Annotated in this window: 22 protein-coding genes; 5 read left to right on the top strand and 17 right to left on the bottom strand. The window is 72.8% G+C overall.

Going from position 1 to position 23262, the window contains the following annotated elements; genetic code table 11:
• Nucleotides 1–19 precede the first annotated feature (19 nt).
• Nucleotides 20–2419 (top strand): M4 family metallopeptidase, encoded by a 2400-nt coding sequence (locus ABT300_RS20745; protein ID WP_351677692.1) that lies wholly within the window; start codon nucleotides 20–22, stop codon nucleotides 2417–2419.
• Nucleotides 2420–2484: 65 nt separating this feature from the next.
• Here the strand turns inward: ABT300_RS20745 and ABT300_RS20750 are convergent, their stop codons facing one another.
• The 3 genes from ABT300_RS20750 to ABT300_RS20760 form a co-directional block, all read right to left on the bottom strand.
• Nucleotides 2485–3714, bottom strand: coding sequence for a glycoside hydrolase family 64 protein (locus ABT300_RS20750; RefSeq protein WP_351677694.1), 1230 nt, complete (start codon nucleotides 3712–3714; stop codon nucleotides 2485–2487).
• A gap of 110 nt (nucleotides 3715–3824) precedes the next feature.
• A complete protein-coding gene (locus ABT300_RS20755) occupies nucleotides 3825–4580 on the bottom strand; it encodes a dienelactone hydrolase family protein (protein WP_351677696.1) in 756 nt (251 codons plus the stop codon).
• A 118-nt stretch (nucleotides 4581–4698) separates the two neighbouring features.
• Nucleotides 4699–5319, bottom strand: coding sequence for an L-threonylcarbamoyladenylate synthase (locus ABT300_RS20760; RefSeq protein WP_351677698.1), 621 nt, complete (start codon nucleotides 5317–5319; stop codon nucleotides 4699–4701).
• A 147-nt stretch (nucleotides 5320–5466) separates the two neighbouring features.
• On the opposite strand from ABT300_RS20760, the gene ABT300_RS20765 reads away from it, so the two are divergent.
• On the top strand, nucleotides 5467–7002 hold the full coding sequence (locus tag ABT300_RS20765) for a helix-turn-helix domain-containing protein (protein WP_351677700.1): 1536 nt from the start codon (nucleotides 5467–5469) through the stop codon (nucleotides 7000–7002).
• A 121-nt stretch (nucleotides 7003–7123) separates the two neighbouring features.
• Here ABT300_RS20765 and ABT300_RS20770 read toward each other — a convergent pair whose 3' ends face one another.
• The 9 genes from ABT300_RS20770 to ABT300_RS20810 all read right to left on the bottom strand — a co-directional run bounded on the left by ABT300_RS20770 (nucleotide 7124) and on the right by ABT300_RS20810 (nucleotide 14480).
• Nucleotides 7124–8356 carry a cytochrome P450 family protein gene (locus tag ABT300_RS20770; protein ID WP_351677702.1) on the bottom strand — a complete coding sequence of 411 codons (1233 nt, stop codon included), beginning with the start codon at nucleotides 8354–8356 and terminating at the stop codon, nucleotides 7124–7126.
• A complete protein-coding gene (locus ABT300_RS20775; protein ID WP_351677704.1) occupies nucleotides 8353–9618 on the bottom strand; it encodes a cytochrome P450 family protein in 1266 nt (421 codons plus the stop codon). The genes ABT300_RS20770 and ABT300_RS20775 overlap by 4 nt, the downstream gene beginning before the upstream one ends.
• Entirely contained in the window at nucleotides 9615–10241 is a 627-nt protein-coding gene (locus ABT300_RS20780; RefSeq protein WP_351677706.1) for a GTP-binding protein, read from the bottom strand. Before ABT300_RS20780 ends, ABT300_RS20775 begins: the two co-directional genes overlap by 4 nt.
• The gene (locus ABT300_RS20785) at nucleotides 10210–10575 is read right to left on the bottom strand and encodes a DUF742 domain-containing protein (protein WP_351677708.1); all 366 of its coding nucleotides are present in this window, start codon (nucleotides 10573–10575) and stop codon (nucleotides 10210–10212) included. Before ABT300_RS20785 ends, ABT300_RS20780 begins: the two co-directional genes overlap by 32 nt.
• Nucleotides 10572–10994 (bottom strand): roadblock/LC7 domain-containing protein, encoded by a 423-nt coding sequence (locus ABT300_RS20790; protein WP_351677710.1) that lies wholly within the window; start codon nucleotides 10992–10994, stop codon nucleotides 10572–10574. The genes ABT300_RS20785 and ABT300_RS20790 overlap by 4 nt, the downstream gene beginning before the upstream one ends.
• Nucleotides 10991–12427 carry an ATP-binding protein gene (locus tag ABT300_RS20795; protein ID WP_351677712.1) on the bottom strand — a complete coding sequence of 479 codons (1437 nt, stop codon included), beginning with the start codon at nucleotides 12425–12427 and terminating at the stop codon, nucleotides 10991–10993. The genes ABT300_RS20790 and ABT300_RS20795 overlap by 4 nt, the downstream gene beginning before the upstream one ends.
• Nucleotides 12428–12830: 403 nt before the next feature.
• Nucleotides 12831–13298, bottom strand: coding sequence for a hypothetical protein (locus ABT300_RS20800; RefSeq protein WP_351677714.1), 468 nt, complete (start codon nucleotides 13296–13298; stop codon nucleotides 12831–12833).
• A 182-nt stretch (nucleotides 13299–13480) separates the two neighbouring features.
• Nucleotides 13481–13876, bottom strand: a complete 396-nt coding sequence (locus tag ABT300_RS20805; protein WP_351677716.1) for an ArsR/SmtB family transcription factor — start codon at nucleotides 13874–13876, stop codon at nucleotides 13481–13483.
• 229 nt (nucleotides 13877–14105) lie between these two features.
• Nucleotides 14106–14480, bottom strand: coding sequence for a hypothetical protein (locus ABT300_RS20810; RefSeq protein ID WP_057581147.1), 375 nt, complete (start codon nucleotides 14478–14480; stop codon nucleotides 14106–14108).
• A 333-nt stretch (nucleotides 14481–14813) separates the two neighbouring features.
• Between ABT300_RS20810 and ABT300_RS20815 the strand changes: the two genes are divergently transcribed.
• Complete coding sequence (locus ABT300_RS20815; RefSeq protein WP_351677718.1) at nucleotides 14814–15710, top strand: alpha/beta hydrolase; 897 nt, start codon at nucleotides 14814–14816, stop codon at nucleotides 15708–15710.
• Nucleotides 15711–15782: 72 nt separating this feature from the next.
• Here the strand turns inward: ABT300_RS20815 and ABT300_RS20820 are convergent, their stop codons facing one another.
• Both ABT300_RS20820 and ABT300_RS20825 read right to left on the bottom strand, forming a co-directional pair.
• On the bottom strand, nucleotides 15783–16847 hold the full coding sequence (locus ABT300_RS20820) for a LacI family DNA-binding transcriptional regulator (RefSeq protein ID WP_351677720.1): 1065 nt from the start codon (nucleotides 16845–16847) through the stop codon (nucleotides 15783–15785).
• Nucleotides 16848–16957: 110 nt separating this feature from the next.
• On the bottom strand, nucleotides 16958–17272 hold the full coding sequence (locus tag ABT300_RS20825; RefSeq protein WP_351677722.1) for a hypothetical protein: 315 nt from the start codon (nucleotides 17270–17272) through the stop codon (nucleotides 16958–16960).
• Between the two features lie 468 nt (nucleotides 17273–17740).
• Between ABT300_RS20825 and ABT300_RS20830 the strand changes: the two genes are divergently transcribed.
• Nucleotides 17741–18193 carry a flavodoxin family protein gene (locus ABT300_RS20830; RefSeq protein ID WP_351677724.1) on the top strand — a complete coding sequence of 151 codons (453 nt, stop codon included), beginning with the start codon at nucleotides 17741–17743 and terminating at the stop codon, nucleotides 18191–18193.
• Between the two features lie 85 nt (nucleotides 18194–18278).
• Here the strand turns inward: ABT300_RS20830 and ABT300_RS20835 are convergent, their stop codons facing one another.
• Nucleotides 18279–18746 (bottom strand): hypothetical protein, encoded by a 468-nt coding sequence (locus ABT300_RS20835; RefSeq protein WP_351677726.1) that lies wholly within the window; start codon nucleotides 18744–18746, stop codon nucleotides 18279–18281.
• Between the two features lie 524 nt (nucleotides 18747–19270).
• Here ABT300_RS20835 and ABT300_RS20840 point away from each other — a divergent pair.
• On the top strand, nucleotides 19271–21541 hold the full coding sequence (locus ABT300_RS20840) for a M4 family metallopeptidase (RefSeq protein WP_351677728.1): 2271 nt from the start codon (nucleotides 19271–19273) through the stop codon (nucleotides 21539–21541).
• A gap of 209 nt (nucleotides 21542–21750) precedes the next feature.
• Here the strand turns inward: ABT300_RS20840 and ABT300_RS20845 are convergent, their stop codons facing one another.
• A complete protein-coding gene (locus tag ABT300_RS20845; protein ID WP_351677730.1) occupies nucleotides 21751–22662 on the bottom strand; it encodes a helix-turn-helix domain-containing protein in 912 nt (303 codons plus the stop codon).
• A partial coding sequence (locus ABT300_RS20850; RefSeq protein WP_351677732.1) for a peptidoglycan-binding domain-containing protein occupies nucleotides 22655–23262 on the bottom strand: 608 nt, incomplete at its 5' end. The genes ABT300_RS20850 and ABT300_RS20845, both read right to left, overlap by 8 nt.

The following is a 23262-nucleotide window of genomic DNA, read 5'->3' on the forward strand; positions in this document are numbered from 1 at the left end:
CGCAGCAGTAGGAGAACGAGTGAGACCCAATCCCCGCAAGCGGACCGCGGTCGGAGCGGCCCTGCTCTCCACCGCCGCCCTCCTGGCCGTCGGCGTCTCGACGGTCCCGGCAGCCGCGAAGCCCGCAGCTCCCCACCCCGCTCCCGTGCGCACCGGCGGCCTGCCGGCCGACCTGACGCCCGCCCAGCGCGCCACGCTGATCAGGGGCGCCGAGGCGAGGACGACGCAGACGGCCGAGACGCTCGGCCTCGGCGCCCAGGAGAAACTGGTCGTCAAGGACGTCGTCAAGGACAACGACGGCACGGTGCACACGCGTTACGAGCGCACCTTCGCCGGTCTGCCCGTGCTCGGCGGCGACCTCGTCGTGCACACGCCCCCGGCCTCGCTGGCCGCCGGCACGGTGAGCACGACCTTCAACAACAACCGCCGTACCGTCTCCGTCCGGTCCACGACCGCGACCTACAGCAAGGCCGCCGCGGAGACCAAGGCCCTCGCGGCCGCCAAGGAGCTCGACGCGAAGGCCCCGGCGGCGCAGCGCGCCCGCAAGGTGATCTGGGCCGGCGAGGGCACGCCGAAGCTCGCCTGGGAGACCGTGGTCAGCGGTCTCCAGGACGACGGCACCCCGAGCAAGCTGCACGTCGTCACCGACGCCGCCACCGGCGCGAAGCTCGCCCAGTTCGAGGGCGTCGAGACCGGCACGGGCAACAGCCAGTACAGCGGCACGGTCTCCATCGGCACCACGCTGTCCGGCTCGACGTACCAGCTGAACGACACCACGCGCGGCACGCACAAGACGTACAGCCTGAACAACGGCACGTCGGGCACCGGCACCCTGATGACGGACGCCGACGACACCTGGGGCACCGGCTCGGGCTCCAACACGCAGACCGCCGGCGTCGACGCCCACTACGGCGCGCAGGTGACGTGGGACTTCTACAAGAACACCTTCGGGCGCAGCGGCATCAAGAACGACGGCGTCGCCGCCTACTCCCGTGTCCACTACAGCACGGCGTACGTCAACGCCTTCTGGGACGACGACTGCTTCTGCATGACGTACGGCGACGGCTCCGGCGGCACCCACGCGCTGACCTCGCTGGACGTGGCCGGCCACGAGATGAGCCACGGCGTCACCTCGAACACGGCGGGCCTGAACTACTCCGGTGAGCCCGGCGGTCTGAACGAGGCCACCTCCGACATCTTCGGCACGGGCGTGGAGTTCTACGCCGGCAACTCGTCCGACGTGGGCGACTACCTCATCGGCGAGAAGATCGACATCAACGGCGACGGCACGCCGCTGCGTTACATGGACAAGCCCAGCAAGGACGGCGGCTCCGCCGACAGTTGGTACTCCGGCGTCGGCAACCTGGACGTGCACTACTCCTCGGGCCCGGCGAACCACATGTTCTACCTGCTCTCCGAGGGCAGCGGCACGAAGACCGTCAACGGCGTCACCTACGACAGCCCGACCTCCGACGGCGTGGCCGTCGCGGGCATCGGGCGGGCCGCCGCGCTCCAGATCTGGTACAAGGCGCTGACGACGTACATGACGTCCAGCACCAACTACGCGGGCGCCCGCACCGCGGCCCTGAACGCGGCCGCGGCGCTCTACGGCTCCAGCTCCACCCAGTACGCCGGGGTGGGCAACGCGTTCGCCGGCATCAACGTCGGCGGCCACATCACCGTCCCGTCGACCGGCGTCACGGTCGCCAACCCGGGCAGCCAGACCGCCAAGGTCGGCACCGCGGTGAGTCTGCAGATCTCGGCGAGCAGCACCAACAGCGGCTCCCTGACGTACGCGGCGACCGGACTGCCCGCCGGCCTGTCGATCAACTCCTCGACCGGCCTGATCTCCGGCACGCCGACCACCGCCGGCTCCTCCAGCACCACCGTGACGGTGACCGACGCCACCGGAGCGACCGGCGCCGCGGCCTTCACCTGGACGGTCAGCGCCACCGGCGGCGGCTGCACCGTCACACAGCTGCTGGGCAACGCGGGCTTCGAGTCGGGCAACACGACCTGGACCGCCTCCAGCGGCGTCATCACCAACTCCAGCAGCCAGGCGGCCCGCACCGGCTCGTACAAGGCCTGGCTCGACGGCTACGGGTCGACCCACACCGACACGCTCTCGCAGTCGGTGACGATCCCGAGCGGCTGCACCAACACCACGTTCACCTTCTACCTGCACGTCGACACGGCCGAGACCACCTCGAGCACCCAGTACGACAAGCTGACGGTCACCGCCGGTTCGACCACGCTTGCCACGTACTCCAACCTCAACGCGGCCTCCGGCTACGTGCAGAAGTCCTTCAGCCTCGGCTCCTTCGCGGGCTCCACCGTGACGCTGAAGTTCTCCGGAGTCGAGGACTCCTCCCTGCAGACGAGCTTCGTGGTGGACGACACCGCCGTCACCACCGGCTGATCCGCCCCCGCTGACGACGTCCCGCACACGGGCTCCCTCCGTGTGCGGGACGTCGGCGCCTCCGCTCAGCTCAACGGGTCGAGCGTCAGATAGGCCTGGCGCGGCGAGCCGTCGTGGACGAGCGACTCCTGGTGGCCGACGTCGTCGAAGGCGAACGCGTACGCCTTCCCGTCCGCCGTCTGCGCGTGGATCTTGCGTGCGTAGTGGTTGGTCACCGGGTCCTGGTAGAAGTTCGCCGCCGTGGCGTCCGGCTGGTCGGGATTGACCAGCAGGGTGGAGCGGTTGAGGCCCGCGCACAGGGTCCGCGAGATCGGTCCGCGCACGGCGTCGTTGGGGGCGTCCAGCAGCCGGTGGCAGCCGAAGACGCTGGACGCGTCCGGCTTCTGGAAGCTGGTGACGACGGCACCGGAGGCGTCGGTGAAGTTCATGACCCCGCCCGAGACCCGGCCGTAGTACCTCGTGCCCGGCTGGTCGGCGAAGGGCGTCACGGTCAGCGTCGTCGTGGCGTACTTCTGCCACACGCGGTTGACGTAGTCGTCCATGACGCCGGCCGGGAGCGCCCCGGTCTCCACTCCGTACAAGGGGGAGAGGACGCGCAGCACGGATCCGTCGGAGCGGGTCTGGATCAGGTTCGCCCAGCCGCCGGGCTGTCCGCGCAGGGCGTTGAAGAACCCGTTGTAGCCCCCCGGCTTGAGATGCCCCGTGCTGAGGGTGCTGCCGTCGGCGCGCTGCACGCCGACCGCGTACGGCGCGGAGAACATGTCGACCTGGGTGCTGTTCAGCCAGAGCCCGGAGTCGTCGAGCGTGTACTCCGACCAGTTGAACAGGATGTTCCGGTTGGGGTCGCCGGGGTTCTGCACGGCCGGCTGGACCAGCCCGCCGGTGGTGAGCCTGAAGTCCAGCTTCTGACCGTAGGAGAAGTAGATCCGGCCGGAGAGCTTGGGGATGCGGATCGTGGCGGACCGGCCGGCCTCGGGGCCGGTGATCGACGCGTCGGGGGCCGGGGTGGGGGGCGTGCCCCCGGCGGGCCAGGCGTGGAAGCCGCCGCCGGCGTCCGCCCAGCCCTGCCGTCCCGTCGAGAGGAGGGTGCCGAGGTTGTAGACGTAGAGCCGTTCGGCGCGGCCCGAGTTGTTGGTGATCTTCAGGGGGACGGTGTCGGGGACGGCGGCCCCGGCCGGCGGGCCGAGGGTGAGCAGCGCGCCGACGAGGGCGACGGCTCCCACCAGTCTGAGGGCGGTCCTTGCGAGCACTCTCCACCTCCGTGCGGGTAGGCCTGTGGGGTTGGTCCGTACCATGTTGAGAGCGCTCTCAACGTCGCACCGGGTTGTGCCCATGTCAACGAGTTACGCAAAAGAGGACGCCCGCGGCCCCTCCCGGCCACGGGCGTCCCGGTGATCGCGGGGACTTACAGGGTCCGCTTCAGCAGATCCAGCAGCGCGGCCCAGTGCCGCTCCGAGGCCTCCTCGTCGTACGACGACGTGTCGGCCTGCGTGTAACCGTGCGGGGCCCCGGCATACACCTCGCAGGTGTGCCGCACCCCGGCCGCGGTGAGAGCCTCCTCGAAGCGCGCCATCTGCTCGGGCGGCAGACCCGGGTCGTCGTCGGCGTGGCCGAAGTAGACCTCGGCCGTGACGCCCGCGGCGGCCAGATGAGGGCTGTCCGGCGCGTCGGTCACCAGACGGCTGCCGTGGAAGCCCGCGGCGGCCGCGACCCGGTCCGGATGAGCCCCGGCGGTCGGCAGCACGAGCCGGGCCCCCATGCAGTAGCCGGTCACCGCGACCGGGCCGTCCGCGACCAGCGGGCTCTGCTCCATCCAGCGCAGACAGGCGTCGGCGTCCCGGACGATCAGCTCGGGAGTGAGGGCCAGCACGAGCGGGTACAGCGTCTCGAAGATCTCCGGCCGCGCGGCCGGGTCGATGAACGCGGGCAACTCCATGACGGGGGCGCGTCCGTGACGGTAGAAGAGGTTGGGCGTCAGCACCGCGTAGCCGGATGCGGCGAGCCGGTCGGCCATCGCCCGCAGCTGCGGACGCAGACCGAACGCGTCCTGGTAGAGCAGGACGCCAGGGCGGGGCACGCCGTCGCCGGGATGCGCCAGATAGGCGTCGGCCACGCCGTCCTCGGTGGGGATGTCCAGTGCTGTTCCCTGTACGGAGGTCATGGGGGGCTCCTCAGCGCGGTGCACGGCGACGAGCGTGCGTTCGGCCCGGCGGGGCCGGGCAGCGCCCATCGTTGCACGCGCCATGCATCCGCCCCCGAGCGCCCCCGGCCCCGGGGCGTCACTCGAACCGGGAGGCGTCGCCCGCCCCGTACCGCACGATCTCGGCCTCGCCCTCGGAGAAGTCGATCACCGTCGTGGGCTCGGTGCCGCACTCGCCGGAGTCGAGTACGCCGTCCACCACGTGGTCGAGCCGGTCCTTGATCTCCCAGCCCTGGGTCATCGGCTCGTCCTCGCCCGGCATCAACAGGGTGCTGGACAGCAGCGGGTCGCCGAGCTCGGCGAGCAGCGCCTGGGTGACCACGTGGTCCGGGATGCGCACGCCCACCGTCTTCTTCTTCGGATGCTGGAGCATGCGCGGCACCTCCTTCGTCGCCGGGAGGATGAAGGTGTAGCTGCCGGGCGTCGACGCCTTGATCGCCCGGAACACGTCCTTGTCCACCCGGACGAACTGGCCGAGCTGCGCGAAGTCCTGACACACGAGGGTGAAGTGGTGCCGGTCGTCCAGATCGCGGATGGCCCGGATCCGGTCGATGCCGTCCTTGCTGCCGAGGCGGCACCCCAGCGCGTAGCAGGAATCCGTCGGGTACGCGATCAGCGCGTCCGACCGGATGGCGGCCGCGACCTGGGAGATGGTGCGCGGCTGGGGGTTGTCGGGGTGCACGTCGTAGTACTTCGCCATTGGCTGAGCTTATGCCGTCCGGGCAGCGCGGGCCCCCGCAGGGCCGCCGCACCGCCCGCACCGCCCGTTCGGCGCGGGTGAGGTAACGTCGCCGACCGATATGACTGGTTCGGCCCGCGGGCCGTGAAGGACGAGGAGAGCGCCGACATGGCCGGCCGGGACGACGACAACCACCGCTCGGGCGCGCCGGACGACGCCGGACCGGCGTGGGCCCAGGCGCTCCTCGACCATCTGCGCCCCACCGGGCGCGAGGTCCCGAGGCTCGTCGAGTGGCTGTCGACGGCCGTCGAGGCCTCCGTCTCCCTACGCGACGGCCACGGCGTCCTGGTCGCCGGACCGCACACCCCCGTCGACGAGGCCCTGACGGCGGACATCGCCGCCGGCCGCCTCGCCTCCGCCGCCTGGGAGGGCGAGGGCCGCTACGCGCGCCTGATCCGGGTCGAACTCCCGGGTCCCGCACCGGTCGGAGTGCTCACGGTGAGCCGGACGAGCCCCTTCGACCGACGTGCCTCCGACATCGTCACGCAGACCGTGAACGTCCTCGAAGTCCTCCTGCGGGCGCAGGAGAGCACGGCCACCGGACACCGTCTGGCCCGTGCCTCCGCCGACCTCCGACTGGCCATCCTGCAGTTGCTCATGGTCGAGGACGTCGTCGCCGCCCGCCGGGTCGCCGCCGGTCTGTGGCCCCGCCTTCTCGACACCGAGACCGCCTGCGTGTACGTGGTCGAGAGCAGCCCCGAGGAACGCGACGGCCTCGCCGAGGCCTGTCTCGCGGCGACCCACGAGGAGGCCCTCGTCGTCCGCTGTCCCGCCGTGGACGGGCATGTCATCGTCGTCGTCCCGAACGACGCCGTGGGGCCCGAGCTGCGCGCCCTGTGCGGCGACCGCTTCGGGGCGTTCCTCGGCGGCAGCGCCCTGCAGAGCCTCGCGAGCACCGCCACCGCCTACGGACAGGCCGTCAGCGCCCTGGCCGTGGCCCGGTTCCGCCCCGACAGGACGGCCGCCTACGCCGAGCGCACCCACCCCGAGCGGCTGATGGATCCCGACGTGCTGCGCACCTGGACGACCCGTCTGCTGCGTCCTCTGGACACCCTGCCGCACCACACCCGCGCGGAACTCCTCGCCACCACCCGGCTGGGTCTGGAGTTCACGGCCGTCAGCGCGGCGAAGGTGCTCGGCGTCAGCCGCAACACGGTCCGCGCCCGTATGGAGCGCGTCGAGACCCTGCTGGGCGCCGACTTCTCCGACCTCACCGTCCGGGCCGTCGTCCATCTCGCCCTCCACCACCGGTTCGGCATCGCCGAGGACCCGCCGGGCGCCCCGGCGGCGCCGGCGCGGCTCGGCGAACTGCTCACCGGGCCGGCGCTGCGCTCCTGGGCGCTGGAGCTGCTGGCCCGGCTCGACACCGACGGCCGGGACCTGCGAGGCACCCTGCGGTCCTGGATCGCGGCCGGCGGCAACGCCGAGCGCGCCGCCCATCTGCTGGGCGTCCACGCGCAGACCGTCCGCGAGCACGTCCGCAGCGCCGAGCCCGTCCTCGAACGCCAACTGCTCGCCGCGGGCAGCGACCTCTACGAAGTCGTCCTCGCCCATGTCGTCGTCGGCGACCTCGACCTGCCCGACCTGCACGGAAGCGGCCACCCGGCGGAATCGGGCCATCCGGACTCACCTGTGCACAGGTGAGTCCTCCGGGCCCGTGAGCGGGCATCGGCACGATTCCCAAGCCGCCCACCGGACCCGTATTTTCTCAGGGAGCCGCGGGGGTACGACCGGGACGGGGGTCCGGTCGCACCCCGCGGCGGTGTCAGCCCCGCAGCCGGACCGGGATCTCCTGCCAGCCGCTCGCGATGAACGACGGCACCTGCCGGAGCTCCCCCGCCGCCTCGGCCAGCCGCAGCCCGGGGAAGCGGTCGAAGAGCGCGGGCAGCGCCGTCAGCGCCTCCATCCGGGCCAGCGGGGAGCCGATGCAGCGGTGCACCCCGATGCCGAAGGCCAGGTGGTCGTCCGCCGCGCGCGCCGCGTCGAACGCCTCCGCGTCCGGCCCGTACCGCGTCGGGTCCACGCCTGCGGCCGCGTACGTCGTGATGATGGCGTCCCCGGCCGGGATCGTCACGTCGCCCACCGTCAGATCGCTCACGGCGAACCGCAGCGGCAGCGTCGCGATCGACGGGTACAGCCGCAGCGTCTCGTCCACCACGCCGTCCCAGGCGATCTCGCCCCGGCGCACCGCCGCCAGCTGCTCCGGCCGGCGCAGCAGCGCCACCACCGCGTTGCCGATGAGGTTCACCGTCGTCTCGAAGCCGGCGCCGATGACGAGGAGCAGTGTGTACAGCAGTTCCTCGTCGCTGAGCCGGTCGCCGTCCTCGTCGCGCACCCGGATCAGCTCGGTCGTCATGTCGTCGCCCGGGTGCTCGCTCTTGTGGGCGATGAGCGAGCCCAGCACCGTGCCGATCTGCTCCTGCACGAACGCGGCGTGCTCCGGGCTCGGATCGGAGGTGTCCATGATCGCCGCGATGAGCCGTCCGGTCGCGTCCCGCAACTCCTCGGGGACGCCGAAGAGTTCACAGATGATCCGCATTGGCAGCGGATGCGCGAACTCCGCCTTCAGATCGACGGCGGCGCCGTCCTCGGCGCGCTTGTCCAGCGTGTCGAGCAGCTCCGCCGTGATCGCCTCCACCCGCTCCCGCAGCGACTCGGTGCGCCGGTGGGTGAAGCTCGGCGCCACCAGCTTGCGCAGCCGGGCGTGGTCGGCGCCGTACGTGGACAGCATGTTGACGACGCCGACCCAGCCCAGGATCCAGCCCCAGGACGGGTGCTCGCCCAGTTCCCCCCACTGCCGCCAGTGCCGCCGCGGGTCCTTGCTGACCTGGGGGTCCAGGATCAGCGCCTTGAGCGTGTCGTACCCCGTGGGCGCCCACGCGGGGATGCCGCCGGGCAGCTCGACGGGCACGATCGGGCCGAGCGCGCGCAGCCGGGCGCTCTCCGCGTGCACGTCGGCGCCGAACGGGTCGAGCACGATGCGGTCGGTCACGGTCACGTACGGACTCCTGAGGGGTCGGAAGCGGGGGAGCGGGGGCTGAAGCGCACGGGCAGCGCCTTCAGCGACCGGTGAAAGGGCCCCGGCCGCCAGGCGAGCCGGTCACGGGGCACGACGGGATCGAGGTCCGGCAGCCACTGGGTGAGCCGCTCGATCGCCTCGGTGACGAGCAGCAGGGTGTGCTGTTTGACCGGGCAGGCGTGCGGACCCGCACCCCACGACAGGTGCGAGGCGTCGTGCGGATGCCGGCCGCCGGAAGCCGTCCGCCCACCCTCCGTGCCGTCCGTGCCGTGGGGGAGTCCCAGCGCCCCGTACGACACCACCACCGGCACCGCGTCGCGCAGCCACACCCCGTGGAAGGCCACCGGCCTGCGCGCGTAGTAGACGCCGTAGTTCGCCAGCGGCGTCTCGTGGTGCAGCACCTCCACCACCGCGTCCATCACCGGCCGGGCCCCGCTGGTGAGCGTGGAGTAGTACGCCGGGTTGCCCAGCACCCGGGACAACGTGTTGGAGAGCAGGTTCGCGGTCGGCTCGTATCCCGCGCCGAGGGTGAGGAACACCTGCCAGGTGACCTCCTCACGGGTCAGTCCGGCAGGGTGCTCCAGCAGTCGGCTGGGCAGGTCGTCGCCGGGATTCCCGGCCTTGGCCGCGATGAGCTCCAGCACGTACTGGGCGTACTGCGCCTCGCCCTCGGCCGCCTGTGCGCCGCCCTCCATCATCTTGCCGAGACCCTCGTTGAGGCGTTCGCTCTGGCTGTCCGGCAGCCCGAACAGGTCGTTGAGCACCAGGGCCAGCAGCGGGCGCGCGAAGTCCGCCACGAGGTCGGCCTCGCCGCGCGGGCCGATGCGCTCGGCCAGCAGCCGCACCGCCCGGTGCACCCGGGCGCGCAGGTCGTGCGGTTCCACCAGATCGAAGACGTCGATGAGAGCGGCCCGGTAGCGCAGATGCGCGGGGCCGTCGGCGAACAGGGCGTTGGGCCGCCACCGCATCATGCCCAGCACCGGGGAGTCGGCGGGGACGGTCGCCTCCCACGCCCGCGGGTCGTGCGAGAAGGTCTCCTGGTCGTGCAGGACGTCCAGCGCCGCCCGCCGGTCGGTGACCAGGTACGCCGGAACGCCGGGCGCCAACTCGGCCCAGCCGACGGGGCCTTGGGCGCGCAGCGCGGAGTAGTAGCGCTGCGGGTCCGACGCGAAGCCGTCCTCCCAGAGGCGCACGGGCGCGGAACGGGCGAAGTCGATCCCGTCCTGGGTGCGGGCGGTCACCGGGCCTCCACGGGGTCACGGCCGATCAGATGGTCCACGAGCGCGAGCAGCGCGTCGATCGAGGAGCCGGCGTCCCGGGCGTCGCAGGTGACCAGCGGTGTCGTGGGCTCCAGGTCCAGCGCCTTCCGCAGCCGCTCCTCGCCGTGGTGGAGGGGCGCGTCGGGGAACGCGTTGAGGGCGACCGCGTACGGCAGCCCGCTCTCCTCCACCAGCCCCAGCACGTCGAACGAGGCGTCCAGCCGGCGGCTGTCGACGAGCACGAGCGCCCCCAGCGCGCCGTAGGCGATGTCGTCCCACAGGCTCCGGAAGCGCTCCTGCCCGGGCGTGCCGAACAGATACAGCACGACGTCGCCGGGCAGGCTGATCCGCCCGAAGTCGATGGCGACGGTGGTCGTCGCCTTCTCCCGCACCCCGTCCAGGTCGTCGACCTGCGCGGACGCTTCGGAGAGGGGCTCTTCGGTGTGCAGCGGGCGGATCTCGGACACGGAGTCGATCAGGGTCGTCTTGCCCACTCCGAACGGCCCCGCCACCAGGATCTTCACCAGGTCGCGGGCGGTGTCGGGCAGGTGGACGGCACCGGGTCCGCCCGCGCTAGACGCGGTGTTTGAGGGCGCGGAGGCCATCGGCCACTCTCTTCAGCAGGTCGGGGTCGAACCGTTCGGCGGGCGGGATCGGCGCACGGGCGAGGACCAGGTCCCGGTCGACGAGACCGGCCGCCAGCACCCGCACCGCGGAGAACGGCAGTCTGAGCAGCGCCGCCGCCTCCACCACCGCCAGGGAACCGCTCTCCAGGGTGTCCAGCAGGGCGAGTTCGGCGGCGGGGAGCCCGGCGGGCAGCGGTGCGTCGCTGCGGGCGAGCACCGTCAGCCGCTCCAGGTGAGGGCGGCTGGGGCGGGCCACCCCGCCGGTCGACAGATACGCGGGAACCAGAGGGCGCCCGGCCGGGCGGCCGGTCATGCCGTCGGGTCGTCGTCGGCTCCTCGGGACGGTGCTGTCATCGCCTTCTCGCCCAGTCGGGCCACCTGGGAGTGCACCCGGTGCGCCAGCAGGTCGAGCCGTACCTCGCTGTCGCCGTAGGCGGCCACACAGGTGCCGTGGTCGGTCGGCACGATCAGCACGTACCCGTGGTCCGACTCGATGACGATCTGCCGCACGTCGGCCGTCTCACGGTCGGCGAAGGCGGCCGCGGCGGTCCGGCAGGCGCCCTGCACGGTGCTGGTGATGGCGGCCACCCGCTCGGCCGACGGCTGGGACAGGGCGTCGGTGTAGCCGGTCACGAGCCCGTCCCGGGTCAGCATGACGGCGGCCACCACGTGCGGCACCTGCAGGACGGGCTCCAGCACCCATGCCGTGTCACCCGTGTTGCGGCTGGTCATCGGGCCGCTCCCTCTTCGTCGTCGGTGTGGTCGGTGTGATCGGCGGGCGCGTCCCCCGAGGCGCCCGCAGCGGCGTTCGCCGCGGCGGCGCGGGCCGCCGCCGTGCCGGACTGCAGTGCGCCGAGCGCCGCGGCGGCCTCCTCCGGGCTGCGCGCGGGGCGACGCTCCGCGGTCCGGCCCGGATCCTGTGCCGGGGCCTGTGCCTGCGTCGGCGTCGCGGGCCGGGTACGGCGTCTGCGCTGCGGCAGGCCGTCGTCCTCGCCCTGCGCTTCGTGATGCCCCGGCGCCGGCTGCGGCGGGCCGGCCTCGGGGCCGTACGCGTGGGAGGGGGCCGCAGGGTCGGGGAGGTCCTTGCGCGCGGTGCGCGTCGTGCGCGGGGCGCTCGCGGCCGGCGGCCGTTCGGCCGGGTCGAGGTGGCTGAGGAGGTGGGTGTCGACCCGAAGCACCGCCCGCACACCGCCGTACGGGGAGGTCGAGGAGACGTCCACGCCCAGGTCGAACTGGCGGGTCAGCCGGCCGATCGCGGCCAGTCCCATGCGGGGCGGGTCGCCCAGCTCGGTCAGCAGGATGGGCTCGTCGCCCGCCACCAGCCGCTGGGCGCGGTCGCGTTCGTCCTGGGTCATGCCGAGGCCCGCGTCGTCGACGGTGACGCACACACCGTGGTGCACATGCTGCAGACTGACCACGACGTCGGTGTCCGGGGCGGAGTGCCGAAGAGCGTTGTCGAGCAGCTCGGCGACGATGACGGCGACCGGTTCGACGGCGTGCGAGACCAGGGCAGTGCCGGGCTCGAGGTGATTGTGGACCCGGACCCGGTGGTAGCCGGCGAGCCGGGCCTGGCCGCCGGTCACCGCGTCCACCAGGTGGGACTCCTCGCGGGCCAGCCCGACCCAGGCGCCGCACACCACGGCGGTGACCTGCGCGCGCCGCAGCGACTGCTCGTTCTCGTGGTCGAGACGGAACAGGGTCTGCGCCAACTCGGGGTCGTCGTAACGCTGTTGGAGTCCGCGCAGGGCGTCCTGCAGCCGGTACAGGGCTGCCTGGATCTCCCGGACGGCGCCCCGCATACCGGCCTGGGCCGCGGCGTCGACCGACGTGCGCTGGGCGGCCGTCTCGGCCTGCAGCGCCAGCACCACGTTCTCCAGGGCGATGCCCAGCGGGGTGCCGACGGTGAGCGGCTGGAGCGGGCCCGGCACGACGACGTGCGGATGGGCGACCCGGCGGGCGGCGGCGGGCACGCGCCGGGTCGCCAGGTGCTCCACCTCCGCCGTGAACGCCTTGAGGGAGCCGTCGAGTCGGGTGCGCAGCGCGGCGATCTCGGCCCGCTGTCGGGCCTGCCGCCGTCGTGCGTGCAGCAGCCCGCCGGCCAGGGCGAGCGCGGACAGCGTGCCGGCGGCCAGGCCGCCGGTCACCAGGTCCGGCAATTCGATCATCGATTCGGTCCAGTGGGGTGGGGCGTCGTCGTTGTGGAGCGAGGGTGAGTTCGGCGCTCGAACGGGTTCTCGGAGCACAGTACACACCGTCATTGATCGATCCCGCACGGTCGAGCAAGTCTTCGCGCCGAAAGCGCCCGGTATCTGTTCGCTTCTGCGTCGACTGTCCGAATTGCCTTACGCCACGGAGGAGTTGGCCCGCCCGTCGGGGCGTCCAGGGGCGCCGCGTGGACCACGGGACCCGGGGCGGTTCACTCGGTCCACGTGATCTACGGCGGTCCGGACGCGGAGTGGCCGCCCCGTGGCCGCGCCGAGTCCGCCGGTCCTGACGCGCGGCGCGGCCCCGCATCCCGCGCCGTCCGGGACGGGACGACGGCGGGACACCGCGGACGGGACGTCGTCACTACGGCCCGCACACCGGCCGCAGCACCGCCAGTGTGCCGTTGGCCTGCCGCAGCGCCAGCTCCAGCGTGGCCGGCGTGTGCAGCGCACCGCTCCCGTCCGGCGGGACCAGCCACTCCAGGAACCGCCCGGCCCGGTAGGGCGGGGGCACCGCGACCCAGGAGCCCCGCCCGGCGTATCGCAGGCCGGCCCCGATCCAGCGGCTGCCGGGGTCGGGCGGCAGGAGGAAGCCGACGCGGTGGGCGGCGGTGTCCACGAGCGTGGGACCCGGCGTCGGCCGTGAGGCCTGCCACAGCAGGTCCAGGGTGAGCAGCCCCAGCCGGTCGGGCACGCTCAGGACGTCCCAGTAACGGCCCGCTTCCAGCAGGGCGATCCCGTCGCCCTGGTCCCAGTCCCGCTTGCACGACCGCGGATCGGTCGCGGCGGCGGCCAGCCACTCCACGCCGCGCATCCACATCGCATCGATCATGTCGGCATCGCATCGCTCATGTCGGCTCCGTCGGCTCCGTGTGACTCCACCGGCGACGGCCTGCCGCCCGGCATATGCATGCTTGTAGATATTTCTACGTGGCGGAAGGGGTGGCGGACCCTGGCGATTCGGTGTGTTTCGTTCGAGCCCCGCGCCGCTGTTCGGCTCGGGGCTCGAAGCCGTCACGTCCGTCCTGCGCCGCCCTGCGGCACGGGCAGTTCCGTACGGGTGTGGGGCATCGGCAGCGGCTGCTCGGACTGGCGCAGCTCGGCCAGCAGCTCGTTCTGCCCGGCGAGGAGTTCGGTGAGGATGCGACGGGCGGCCCGCAGCAGTTCGGCGACGTCGCCGCCGGCCAGCGCGTAGCTGACGGTCGCGCCCTCCCGGATCGACACGACGATCCCCGACCGGCGCAGCACCGCCAGCTGCTGCGACAGGCTGGAGGGTTCGATCTCGATCTCGGCGAGCAGGTCCCGCACGGCGACGGGCCCGTTCTGCAGCAGTTCGAGGACCCTGATCCGCACGGGATGCCCGAGCATGCGGAAGAACTCGGCCTTCGCCTGGTAGAGGGGAACCTGCATGGTCGCTCGCTCCCTGCCGTGTTCGGTGGGGTGGATCTCGAGGCGCGGCGGCCGCCCCGGCTGTCCGTGCGCCGCCGCGCGCGACGTGCCGCGCCTCGATCCTGGTGGTTGCGGGCTCCGCACACCCGTGTGATGCGCTGATCTGGATGTGTCGAGATGAAGACATCTTCAATTCGAGGGTGTGCGAAGCCACGGCCGTCCGCCCGTCAGACGAGGGGCGTCCGGCCGTCTAGACCTCGAGCTCGGCCTCGATCCGCTTGAGCTGGTGGCGGGCCATCGCCAGGTTCGACCGTTCGCGGTCCAGCACCAGGTACATGAACAGGCCGCTGCCGCCGCGGCCCTTCAGCAGCCGGATGAGGTGGTACTGGTTCGCGAGGGTGATCAGGACGTCCTCGATCTCGCCCTTGAGTCCCAGGTGGTCCATGGTGCGCACCTTGGCCCGGATCACGTCGGTGTTCCCGGCCGCGGCGACGGTCAGGTCGAGATCCTTGCCTCCGCCGAGCGTGCCGAGTGCCATGCCGCTCGTGTAGTCCACTACGGCGACTCCCAATGCCCCCTCGATCGCGGTCATCGTCTCCTTCATCGAGATCTCCACGTTCGCCATGGCGCTCCTCCTGCCGGTTGCGCGGGTCCGGGATCCTCCGGCTCCACTGGTGTCACCGACCGTACGAAGGCCGTCCTCCTGCAGGGTGACGCGTTCCGGGACTGGCTCAAGTGACTTCGCAACGCGCAGTTCTCTGCACGCAATTGACCATGTGGGTAAGGCGATTGAACGGATGCACGGTGAGCTAGGGGAACGCGGGCTCGACCGGAGGGTGGCGCGCTCGCCCGTCCGCGTGCAGGATGTACCTCCATTGACAGGAATCCTGTCGATCGGACGGTCGTGACCGCAGCCGCAGCCGATCGCCGATTCCGCACCTCGAGAACGGGACCGACCATGCCGCTCAGCCCCCGCGTCCAGGCCAGGGCCGTCCAGTTGCTGCTCGGCGGGGTGATGTCCCGAGTGCACAAGGATCTGCGATTCTCCGACGTGCCCAAGGACACGCAGACGCTCCGGGTGGAGACCGGCGCCGGGCCCGTGGCCTGCACCGTCTACCGGCCCCCGGTCGTCGCGGGCCCGCCGGCCCCCGTCTACGTCAACTTCCACGGCGGCGGCTTCGTCGTGGCGCGGCCGGAGCAGGACGACCACCTGTGCCGCCGCATAGCCGCCACGGCGGGCTGCGTCGTCGTCAACGTGGACTACGCCGTCGCACCGCAGAGGCCGTACCCCGCCGCCGTCACCCAGGCCTACGACGTGACCGCGTGGATCGTCGAGAACGGCGAGGCGCACGGCTGGGACGGATCCCGGCTGGCCGTCGGCGGGCACAGCGCCGGCGCCAACCTGACCGCCGCGGTGTGCCGCACGGCCCGGGACCGCGGCGCCTTCTCACCGCGCCTGCAGATCATCGACTCCGCGCCGCTCGACATGGTCACCGACCCGGCGGCCAAGACGGCCCGCACGGCCAAGCCGCTGCTCACCCCGTGGCTCATGCGCGTGTTCACCGGCGCCTATGTGCCCGATCCCGCCGACCGGGCCGACCCGCTCGTCTCGCCGGGCCTGGCCGACGACCTCGCCGGACTGCCGCCCGCCCTGGTCGTGGTCGCGGAGAACGACCGCCTCCGCGACGAGGGCGACGCCTACGCCAGGGCTCTGGAGGCCGCGGGCGTGCCCGTCACCCACCGCGTGTTCGCGGACGTCGACCACTACTTCACCCACACGGGCCCCGTGCCGGCCGCGAAGGAGGCCATCGAGCTGATGGCCTCCGCACTGCGCTCGGCCCTGGCCGCCGACTGACGCGACTTCGACCGGCGCGCACTCGATCGACGCGACTCCGGCTCGCGGGCGCCGGCGAGGAGGACGCAGTGGTCAGCGGGAGGGGTTCCGCCGGGTGGACGGGCCCGCGGTCGAGGCGCGGACGACGAGGTCGACCGGAGGGTCGCTCTCCGGCAGGGGCGGTGCGTCCGGGTTCTCGATGACGTGCACGAGGCGCCTGAGGCCGTCCTGCGCCACGGCGTCGAACGGCTGCGCCACCGTGGTGAGGGGAGGTATGACGAACGCGGCGACCGGGATGTCGTCGAAGCCGACGACGCTGATGTCCTCGGGCACCCGGAGGCCGGCCTCCGTGAGCGCGCGGATCAGCCCGATCGCCATGTCGTCGTTGGCGGCGAACACCGCGGTGACGTCGCCGTCCGCGGCGAGGGCACGGCCCGCCGCGTACCCGGACGCGGCGGACCAGTCGCCCTCGACCACCGGCGGCACGGCTCTGCCGTGCGCCCTCAGAGCCGTCCGCCAGCCCTCCAGCCGGTCCCGCGCGGCGTACCAGCGTTGCGGCCCGGCGAGATGATGGACCGTCACATGACCCAGCCGCAGCAGGTGTTCGGTGGCCGCCCAGGCCATCCGGTCGGCGCCGTGGCCCGCGGTCAGCACGCTGGGGGCGACGACGGGTGACGGCGCGCTGAGCACCAGCACCGGCACGTCGACGCGGAGGCGGACGTCGTCCCCGCCGCCCCGTTCGTCGATCGGCTCGGAGATGACGATCCCGTCGACGCCCTGGTCGAGGAGCGAGCCGACGGCCCCCGCGACGCCCGCGGGATCGCCTTCCACCGTGTTGACCACGCGCAGCGCGTATCCGGTGTCCCTGACGGCCCGCTCGACACCCATGAGCAGGGAGGCGGGACCGAAGAGAGCGGTGCCCAGCGTCACCACGCCGATGGCCCGGGTCCGTCCGGAGGCCAGCGCCCGGGCGGCGTTGTTGCGCCGGTAGCCGAGCTCTTCGGCGGCCTGGAGGACGCGTCGGCGCACCTCCGCGGAGACGTACTGCTCGTCGTTGAAGACCCGCGAGACCGTTTTCTGGGAGACGCCGGCGAGCCGGGCCACGTCGACGCTCCGCGGCGCCGCTGAGGCTGCGCCTCGTCCCGTCGCCCGCTGCATGGTGTCCCCCCGTGGCCTTGGATTCGAACCGATGATGCCAGACCCGGGGCCCCGGTCGGCGACGAGGTCCGCCCTGCGCGCACCGGGACGGGGCGTGCGCGGACCCGGCGTCAGTGCTTCGGCAGCCACTTCTCCAGGGCGTCGATGAGACGGTCGAGCGCCGGCTCCCCGGCGGAGCGGTCCGTCATGACCGTACGGCCGTCGAACTGGAGGGCGTACTGGAACCTGTCCGCGGAGCCCGAGTCCCTGGTGAACGCGGGGACGTCGTCGAGCGCGGGGTCGCCGAGCAGCGTGCGCAGCTGCGTGAACTGCGCCGCGGTGGTGCGGCGTACCGCGGTCCTGCCCTTGTCGGCGGTGCGGACGGTTCCGTCGCCCCGGACCGTGACCTCCTGGTTCACCCCGGCGAAGCCGCCGCTGACGGTCATGACCACCAGTTTCTGGTCCGGGCCGGTGACGGGGACCGGCGAGGGACGCGCAGACGGGGCAGCCGTCGCGGAAGGGAACGGGGAGGCGGACGGGGAAGGCGCGCCGGCGGAGGGCGCGGGCGAGGCGGAGGGCGGGCCGGAAGACGGGCCGGAAGACGGGGCGGAGGAAGCGGTCGCCGGGACGGACGTCGTGCGCGCCGGCTCCGCGTTGCGCCCGTCGTCCCCGGGCGAGCAGCCGACCAGGACGAGCACACCGGCCGCGCACATCGTCACCGCACTCCGAGTCGCCGCACTCCCAGCGAGCACCCCGCACCCCCGCGTCTCGACAGTCGGGCAGTCGTCGTATCAGAGTGCCCGGAGGGCGGCGGACGTAACCGGTCCCGTACGGGGTACGGGACCGCAGGCGCCCGCCCGGCCCGGCGTTCCCGGCTTGCGGCCTGGGCGGGCGAGGGGGCAGGGTCTTGAGCTGTGCCCACCTTGCTGATCGTCCATCACACCCCCTCGCCCCACTGCCAGGCGCTGTTCGAAGCGGTGGTCGCGGGCGCGACGGCGCCGGAGATCGAGGGCGTCCGCGTCGAACGGCGGGCGGCCCTCGCGGCGACCGCCTCCGACGCCCTGGCCGCCGACGCCTTCCTGCTGGGCACTCCGGCCAACCTCGGCTACATGTCGGGGGCGCTCAAGCATTTCTTCGACCAGATCTACTACCCGTGCCTGGACGCCACCCGGGGCCGTCCCTTCGGCTACTACGTGCACGGCGGCAACGACGTGACCGGCGCGGTGCGCGGCATCGAGGCCGTCACGACGGGGCTGGGCTGGCGACGGGCGGCCGAGCCGGTCACCGTCACCGGGGAGCCGGACAAGGCGGAGACGGCGGCCTGCTGGGAGCTGGGCGCGACGGTGGCGGCCGGCCTGATGGCGTGACCGCCGGCGCCGGCGCCGGTGCCGACGTCGGCGTCCGTACCTCGGCGACCGCCCGTCCCGGCGGGCCCGCCGGGACGTCGCGGGGTCAGTTCCAGAGCGGGTAGGTGACGACGCGGGCGAACTGCGCCGGCCGCTCGCCCGGGTAGGTCAGGGTGATCCTGGTGTAGTGCTGCACCCGGGGGTGCTTCTTCCACGGCTGCGGCCGGTCCAGTTTTACGGCGACGGCGTACCGGTGGAAGGCGCCCGCCGCACAGTACGGATCGCAGTCGTTGACGACGTTGACCCCGGTGGCCCGTGCCGAGCCGGCGCCCCAGCCCGTCCAGTGCAACGAGACCAGTCGGCTGTTGCCGTCGCCGCAGGCCAGGACGAAGCTGTCGGGCCGCACCCGGGCGTGCCAGAAGCAGTCGACCAGGACCGGCGCGGTCGCCTGTCGAGCCGAGGCCGCGCGGGCCGCGGGCGGTGCGGAGGCCGGCGTCGCCGCGGCCGACCCGACCGCCGCCGTCAGGCCCAGCGCCGCACAGAGCGTGACCGTGGTTCTCGTCGTGTGTCGCATCGTGGCTCCCAGCCGCACGCACCGGGGCCCGGCTGTGTGCCGCGCCCCGGTGAGGTGCGCTGTCGACGCTACGACGGGAAGCGGCGGGGGGCCACTCGAACGGGTCAGCGGTCGCCTCGACGCACACCGCCTTCCGTCGAACCGCGTCGACTGCCGTCACACCTGAACGCGCGGGGGTGGCCCGGCGTGCCGCGTCGCGCCCTCACCCTGCCCGCATTCCTCCTTCGGGGACCGGCCCCTGCGCCGACGGCTGAAAACGTGCGTCGAGCAGGCGACATCCCCAGTTGGTCATGGTCATTTCAAGCCGTTGTCTTGGCATTCCCATGACAAAACTGTGCACCCAGTGCCACGCTGCTGCCGAAGTTCACCATTCCTTCACGTCCGCATCACGCGGAGCACCTGTCACCACCCCCCACCTCCTTCCACCCCCCAACCGTGCAGCGCTCCGGATCGGCCGCATCCCGCCGGTCCGCCCCCACCTCGGCCTCCATCACCGGCCGGCCCTCGCACTGAAGGAGAACCCGTTGCCCCGGCGACACCTGCCCATCCTCGGGCGCAGACGCACCACCGCTCTCGCCCTCTCCGCCGCCGCCACCCTGCTGACCCTCGGGGTCCAGACGGGCACCGGCGTCGCGGCGCCCGCCCGGCCCGGCGAGGCCGACATCACCGCGACGCCCCGCGCGGGCGCCGCGCCGACGCCCCTGTCGCCGGCCGGCCGCGCCTCGCTCATCAAGAGCGCGCAGGCCGGCGCCGGCGCCGAGGCCCGACGGCTCGCCCTCGGGACCAAGGAGAAGCTGCTCGTCAAGGACGTCGTCAAAGACGCCGACGGCACCACCCACACCCGTTACGAGCGCACCTACGCCGGTCTTCCCGTCCTCGGCGGCGACCTGGTCGTGCACCTCGGCAAGAGCCGGACCACTGTGACCAGGGCGAGCGGCGCGACGCTCACGCTGCCCTCCCTCACCCCGAAGCTCGCCTCCCCCCAGGCCGCCGGCAAGGCTCTCGCGGCCGCGAGGAACGCCGAGGTGAAGGGCCCCGAGACGGCACGCGCGCCACGTCTGGTCGTCTGGGCCGGAACCGCGAAGCCCATCCTCGCCTGGGAGACGGTCGTCGAGGGCGTGCAGCAGGACGGCACCCCCAGCGAACTCCAGGTCGTGACCGACGCGACCACAGGCAAGCAGATCCTCGCCGCCGAGAAGGTCCACACCGGCACCGGCACCGGCCAGTTCAGCGGCACGGTCCCGCTCGGCACCACGCTGTCGGGCTCGACGTACCAGCTCGTCGACGGCGGGCGCGCGGGACACAAGACGTACGACCTGAACCAGGGCACGTCCGGCACCGGAACGCTGTTCACGGACGACAACGATGTCTGGGGCAACGGTCTGCAGTCCAACCGGCAGACCGCGGGCGTCGACGTGGCCTTCGGCGCCGCCGCCACCTGGGACTACTACAAGGACGTCTTCGGCCGCAACGGCATCCGCAACGACGGCGTCGCCGCCTACAGCCGCGCCCACTACGGCAGCAACTACGTCAACGCCTTCTGGCAGGACAACTGCTTCTGCATGACCTACGGCGACGGGTCGGGCAACACGCACCCGCTGACCTCCCTCGACGTGGCCGCCCACGAGATGAGCCACGGTGTCACCGCCGCCACCGCCAACCTCAACTACGCGGGCGAGTCCGGCGGCCTCAACGAGGCGACCTCCGACATCTTCGCCGCGGCCGTCGAGTTCCACGCCGGCCTCGCCGCCGACCCCGGCGACTACCTCGTCGGCGAGAAGATCGACATCAACGGCAACGGCACCCCGCTGCGTTACATGGACAAGCCCTCCAAGGACGGCTCCTCCCACGACAACTGGAGCTCCGCCCTCGGCGGCGTCGACGTCCACTACTCCTCGGGCCCCGCGAACCACTTCTTCTACCTGCTCTCCGAGGGCAGCGGCGCGAAGACCGTCAACGGCGTCTCCTACGACAGCCCGACCTACGACGGTCGGCCGGTCGCCGGCATCGGCATCGAGAACGCCGCCGCCGTCTGGTACCGGGCGCTGACGACGTACATGACCTCGTCGACCGACTACGCCGGCGCCCGCACCGCCACCCTGCAGGCCGCGAGCGACCTGTTCGGCGCCTACAGCCCGGCCTACCTCGCCGTGGCCGACTCGTGGGCCGCCATCAACGTCGGCAGCCGGATAGCCCTCGGCGTCAACGTCGCCCCGATCGCCGACCAGATCAGCGGCATCGGCCAGGCGGTCAGCCTCCAGGTGGACGCGTACACCACCAACTCCGGCGCGGGTCTCACCTACGAGGCGACTGGACTGCCCGACGGTCTGAGCATCAGCCCGAGCGGCCTCATCACCGGCACGCCCACCGCCCTGGGCAGCAGCGACGTCACCGTCAAGGTCACGGACAGCACGGGCGCCTCCGTCTCGGACGACTTCACCTGGCGGATCGCGTACATCTACGCCAACGCCGGCCGGGTGGACATCCCCGACAACGGCGCCGCCGTGGAGTCCCCGGTCACCATCACCGGCCGCGACGGCAACGCCTCCGCCACCACCTCGGTGTACGTCAACATCGTCCACACGTACCGCGGTGACCTGACCGTCGACCTCGTCGGCCCCAACGGCGCCGTCTACTCCCTCCTCAACCGCAGCGGCGGCTCCGCCGACAACGTCGACCAGACCTTCACCGTCGACGCCTCCGGCCAGCCCCTGAACGGAACCTGGAAGCTGCGCGTCCAGGACCGCGCGTCGATCGACGTCGGATACATCCAGCGCTGGCAGCTCACCCCCTGACACCGTCCCGCCCTGCACCACACCGCCGCCCGGGTCCTCCCAGACCCGGGCGGCGGTGCGTCCGGGACCATCCCCTCCGGGCCCTGTCCCACGGCCTCCTGCTCGCCGCAGGACTGGTCCTCGCGGGCCTCGCCGGCCAGCTCTTCGACCCCCGTCTGCACTCGCCGCGACGCCGGACCCGTCGCCGGTGACCACCCCCGCCCGGTTCCTCAGCGTCCCCAGGCTGTGCAGCCCGACGTGCCCTCCACGAGCTCGAAGCAGACCCGCGCCTCGGCCGCCCGGTCGATGCCGGTCATCAGGGTGTACTGGTAGCGGCCCGGCACGGCGACCTGCCGTGACTGATGCCGCCCGTCGGCGGTGACGACCTGGACCCGGTCTCCTTCGCGGGGCGCCACGACACGGCCCCAGGCAGCCCGGCAGGCCGGACTGACGCGCAACTCCACCGTCCGTCCGGCGACCTCCCGCTGCGCTCGGGTCTCCGCGTCCGTCCAGCAGTCGGTGTCCTGCTGTTCGGGGTCCCGGTTCGTACAGGTCTCGCCGCTGCACGGCCCGGTGCTGGGCGCCGTCGCCTCGCTCGTGGGTCCGACGCCGTACGTCCAGTCCGTCCACGCCCCCGCGCCCAGCGCGCCGGCGAGTGCAGCCGCCGTCGCGGCGAGCACGGCGGCTCGCCTGCGCAGAGCCGGCTCCAAGCGCCCGCCGGGCGGGCGAGGCGCCGGCTCCCCCTGCGCCGGGCCCGAGGTGTCCGCTGAGTCCGTCGCCCCGGCTGCCGGAGTTTCGGAGCCGTCGGCGTCGTCTGCGCCCTCTGTGCCGTCTGAGCCGCGTGCTTCGCGTGCGTCGCGTCCGCTCCAGGCGCGGTCGGCGAGCAGCCACAGCGCCAGCAGCCGCGCCGGATCCGCACCGCTCACCTTCGCCAACGCCTCCACCGCGTCCCGGGGCGGCAGCGCCTTGCCGTTGAGGTAGCGCTCCCAGGACGACTTGCTGTAGGCCGTCCTCGCCGCGAGCGCGGCAAAGCTCAGCCCGGTGCCCTCCTTGGCCTCCCGCAGCCGCTCGACGAGGTGGCGGACCTCGGGCGCGGCCGCCCGTGACGAGCCGTCCGGACGTGGCCCGGGGCCCTCAGCCACCCGGTTTCCTGAGCTCGCGCCAGGTCATCGGACCCACGATCCCGTCGGCGTCGAGTCCGCGGGATCGCTGGAACCCCTGCACCGCTGCCCGGGTGTTGGGCCCGAACGACCCGTCGATCCCCTTCGGGTCGAAGCCGTGCCGCTGGACGAGGCACTGCACCTCGGCGACCGCTTCGACCGTGGCGCCGACGCCGTACTGGTCGGTGAGCGTGGTGCTGTGACCGGCGTAGAGACGGCCGTCGAGCACCGTGAAGTGACAGGGGAAGGTCTTGGCGGAGTACGAGGAGGTCGGCACACGCGTGATCGCGGCCTTCGCCTCCGGGGACTGCGGCCCGGCCGACGACGTCCAGGACCACGCGGCGCACAGAGCCCCCGCCGCCATCACGACGACGGCCGCCGCCATCGGTCTGCGCCCGCGCAGGACGCGGCGGGGGTGCAACGGCCCTGGCGCGGAGGCCGTTTCCGTCGATGCCGATGCCGATGCCGACTGGGAGTGAGTGTGCGGGCCGGGATGCTCGGCCGGCGTGGCGGCGGCCGGCCGCTTCTGCGATCCCGGGCCGTCGGCGTCGGCGTCGGCGTCGGCGTCGGCATCGGCAACGG

The organism is Streptomyces sp. NPDC001027 (assembly GCF_040299045.1).
GTDB lineage: Bacteria > Actinomycetota > Actinomycetes > Streptomycetales > Streptomycetaceae > Streptomyces.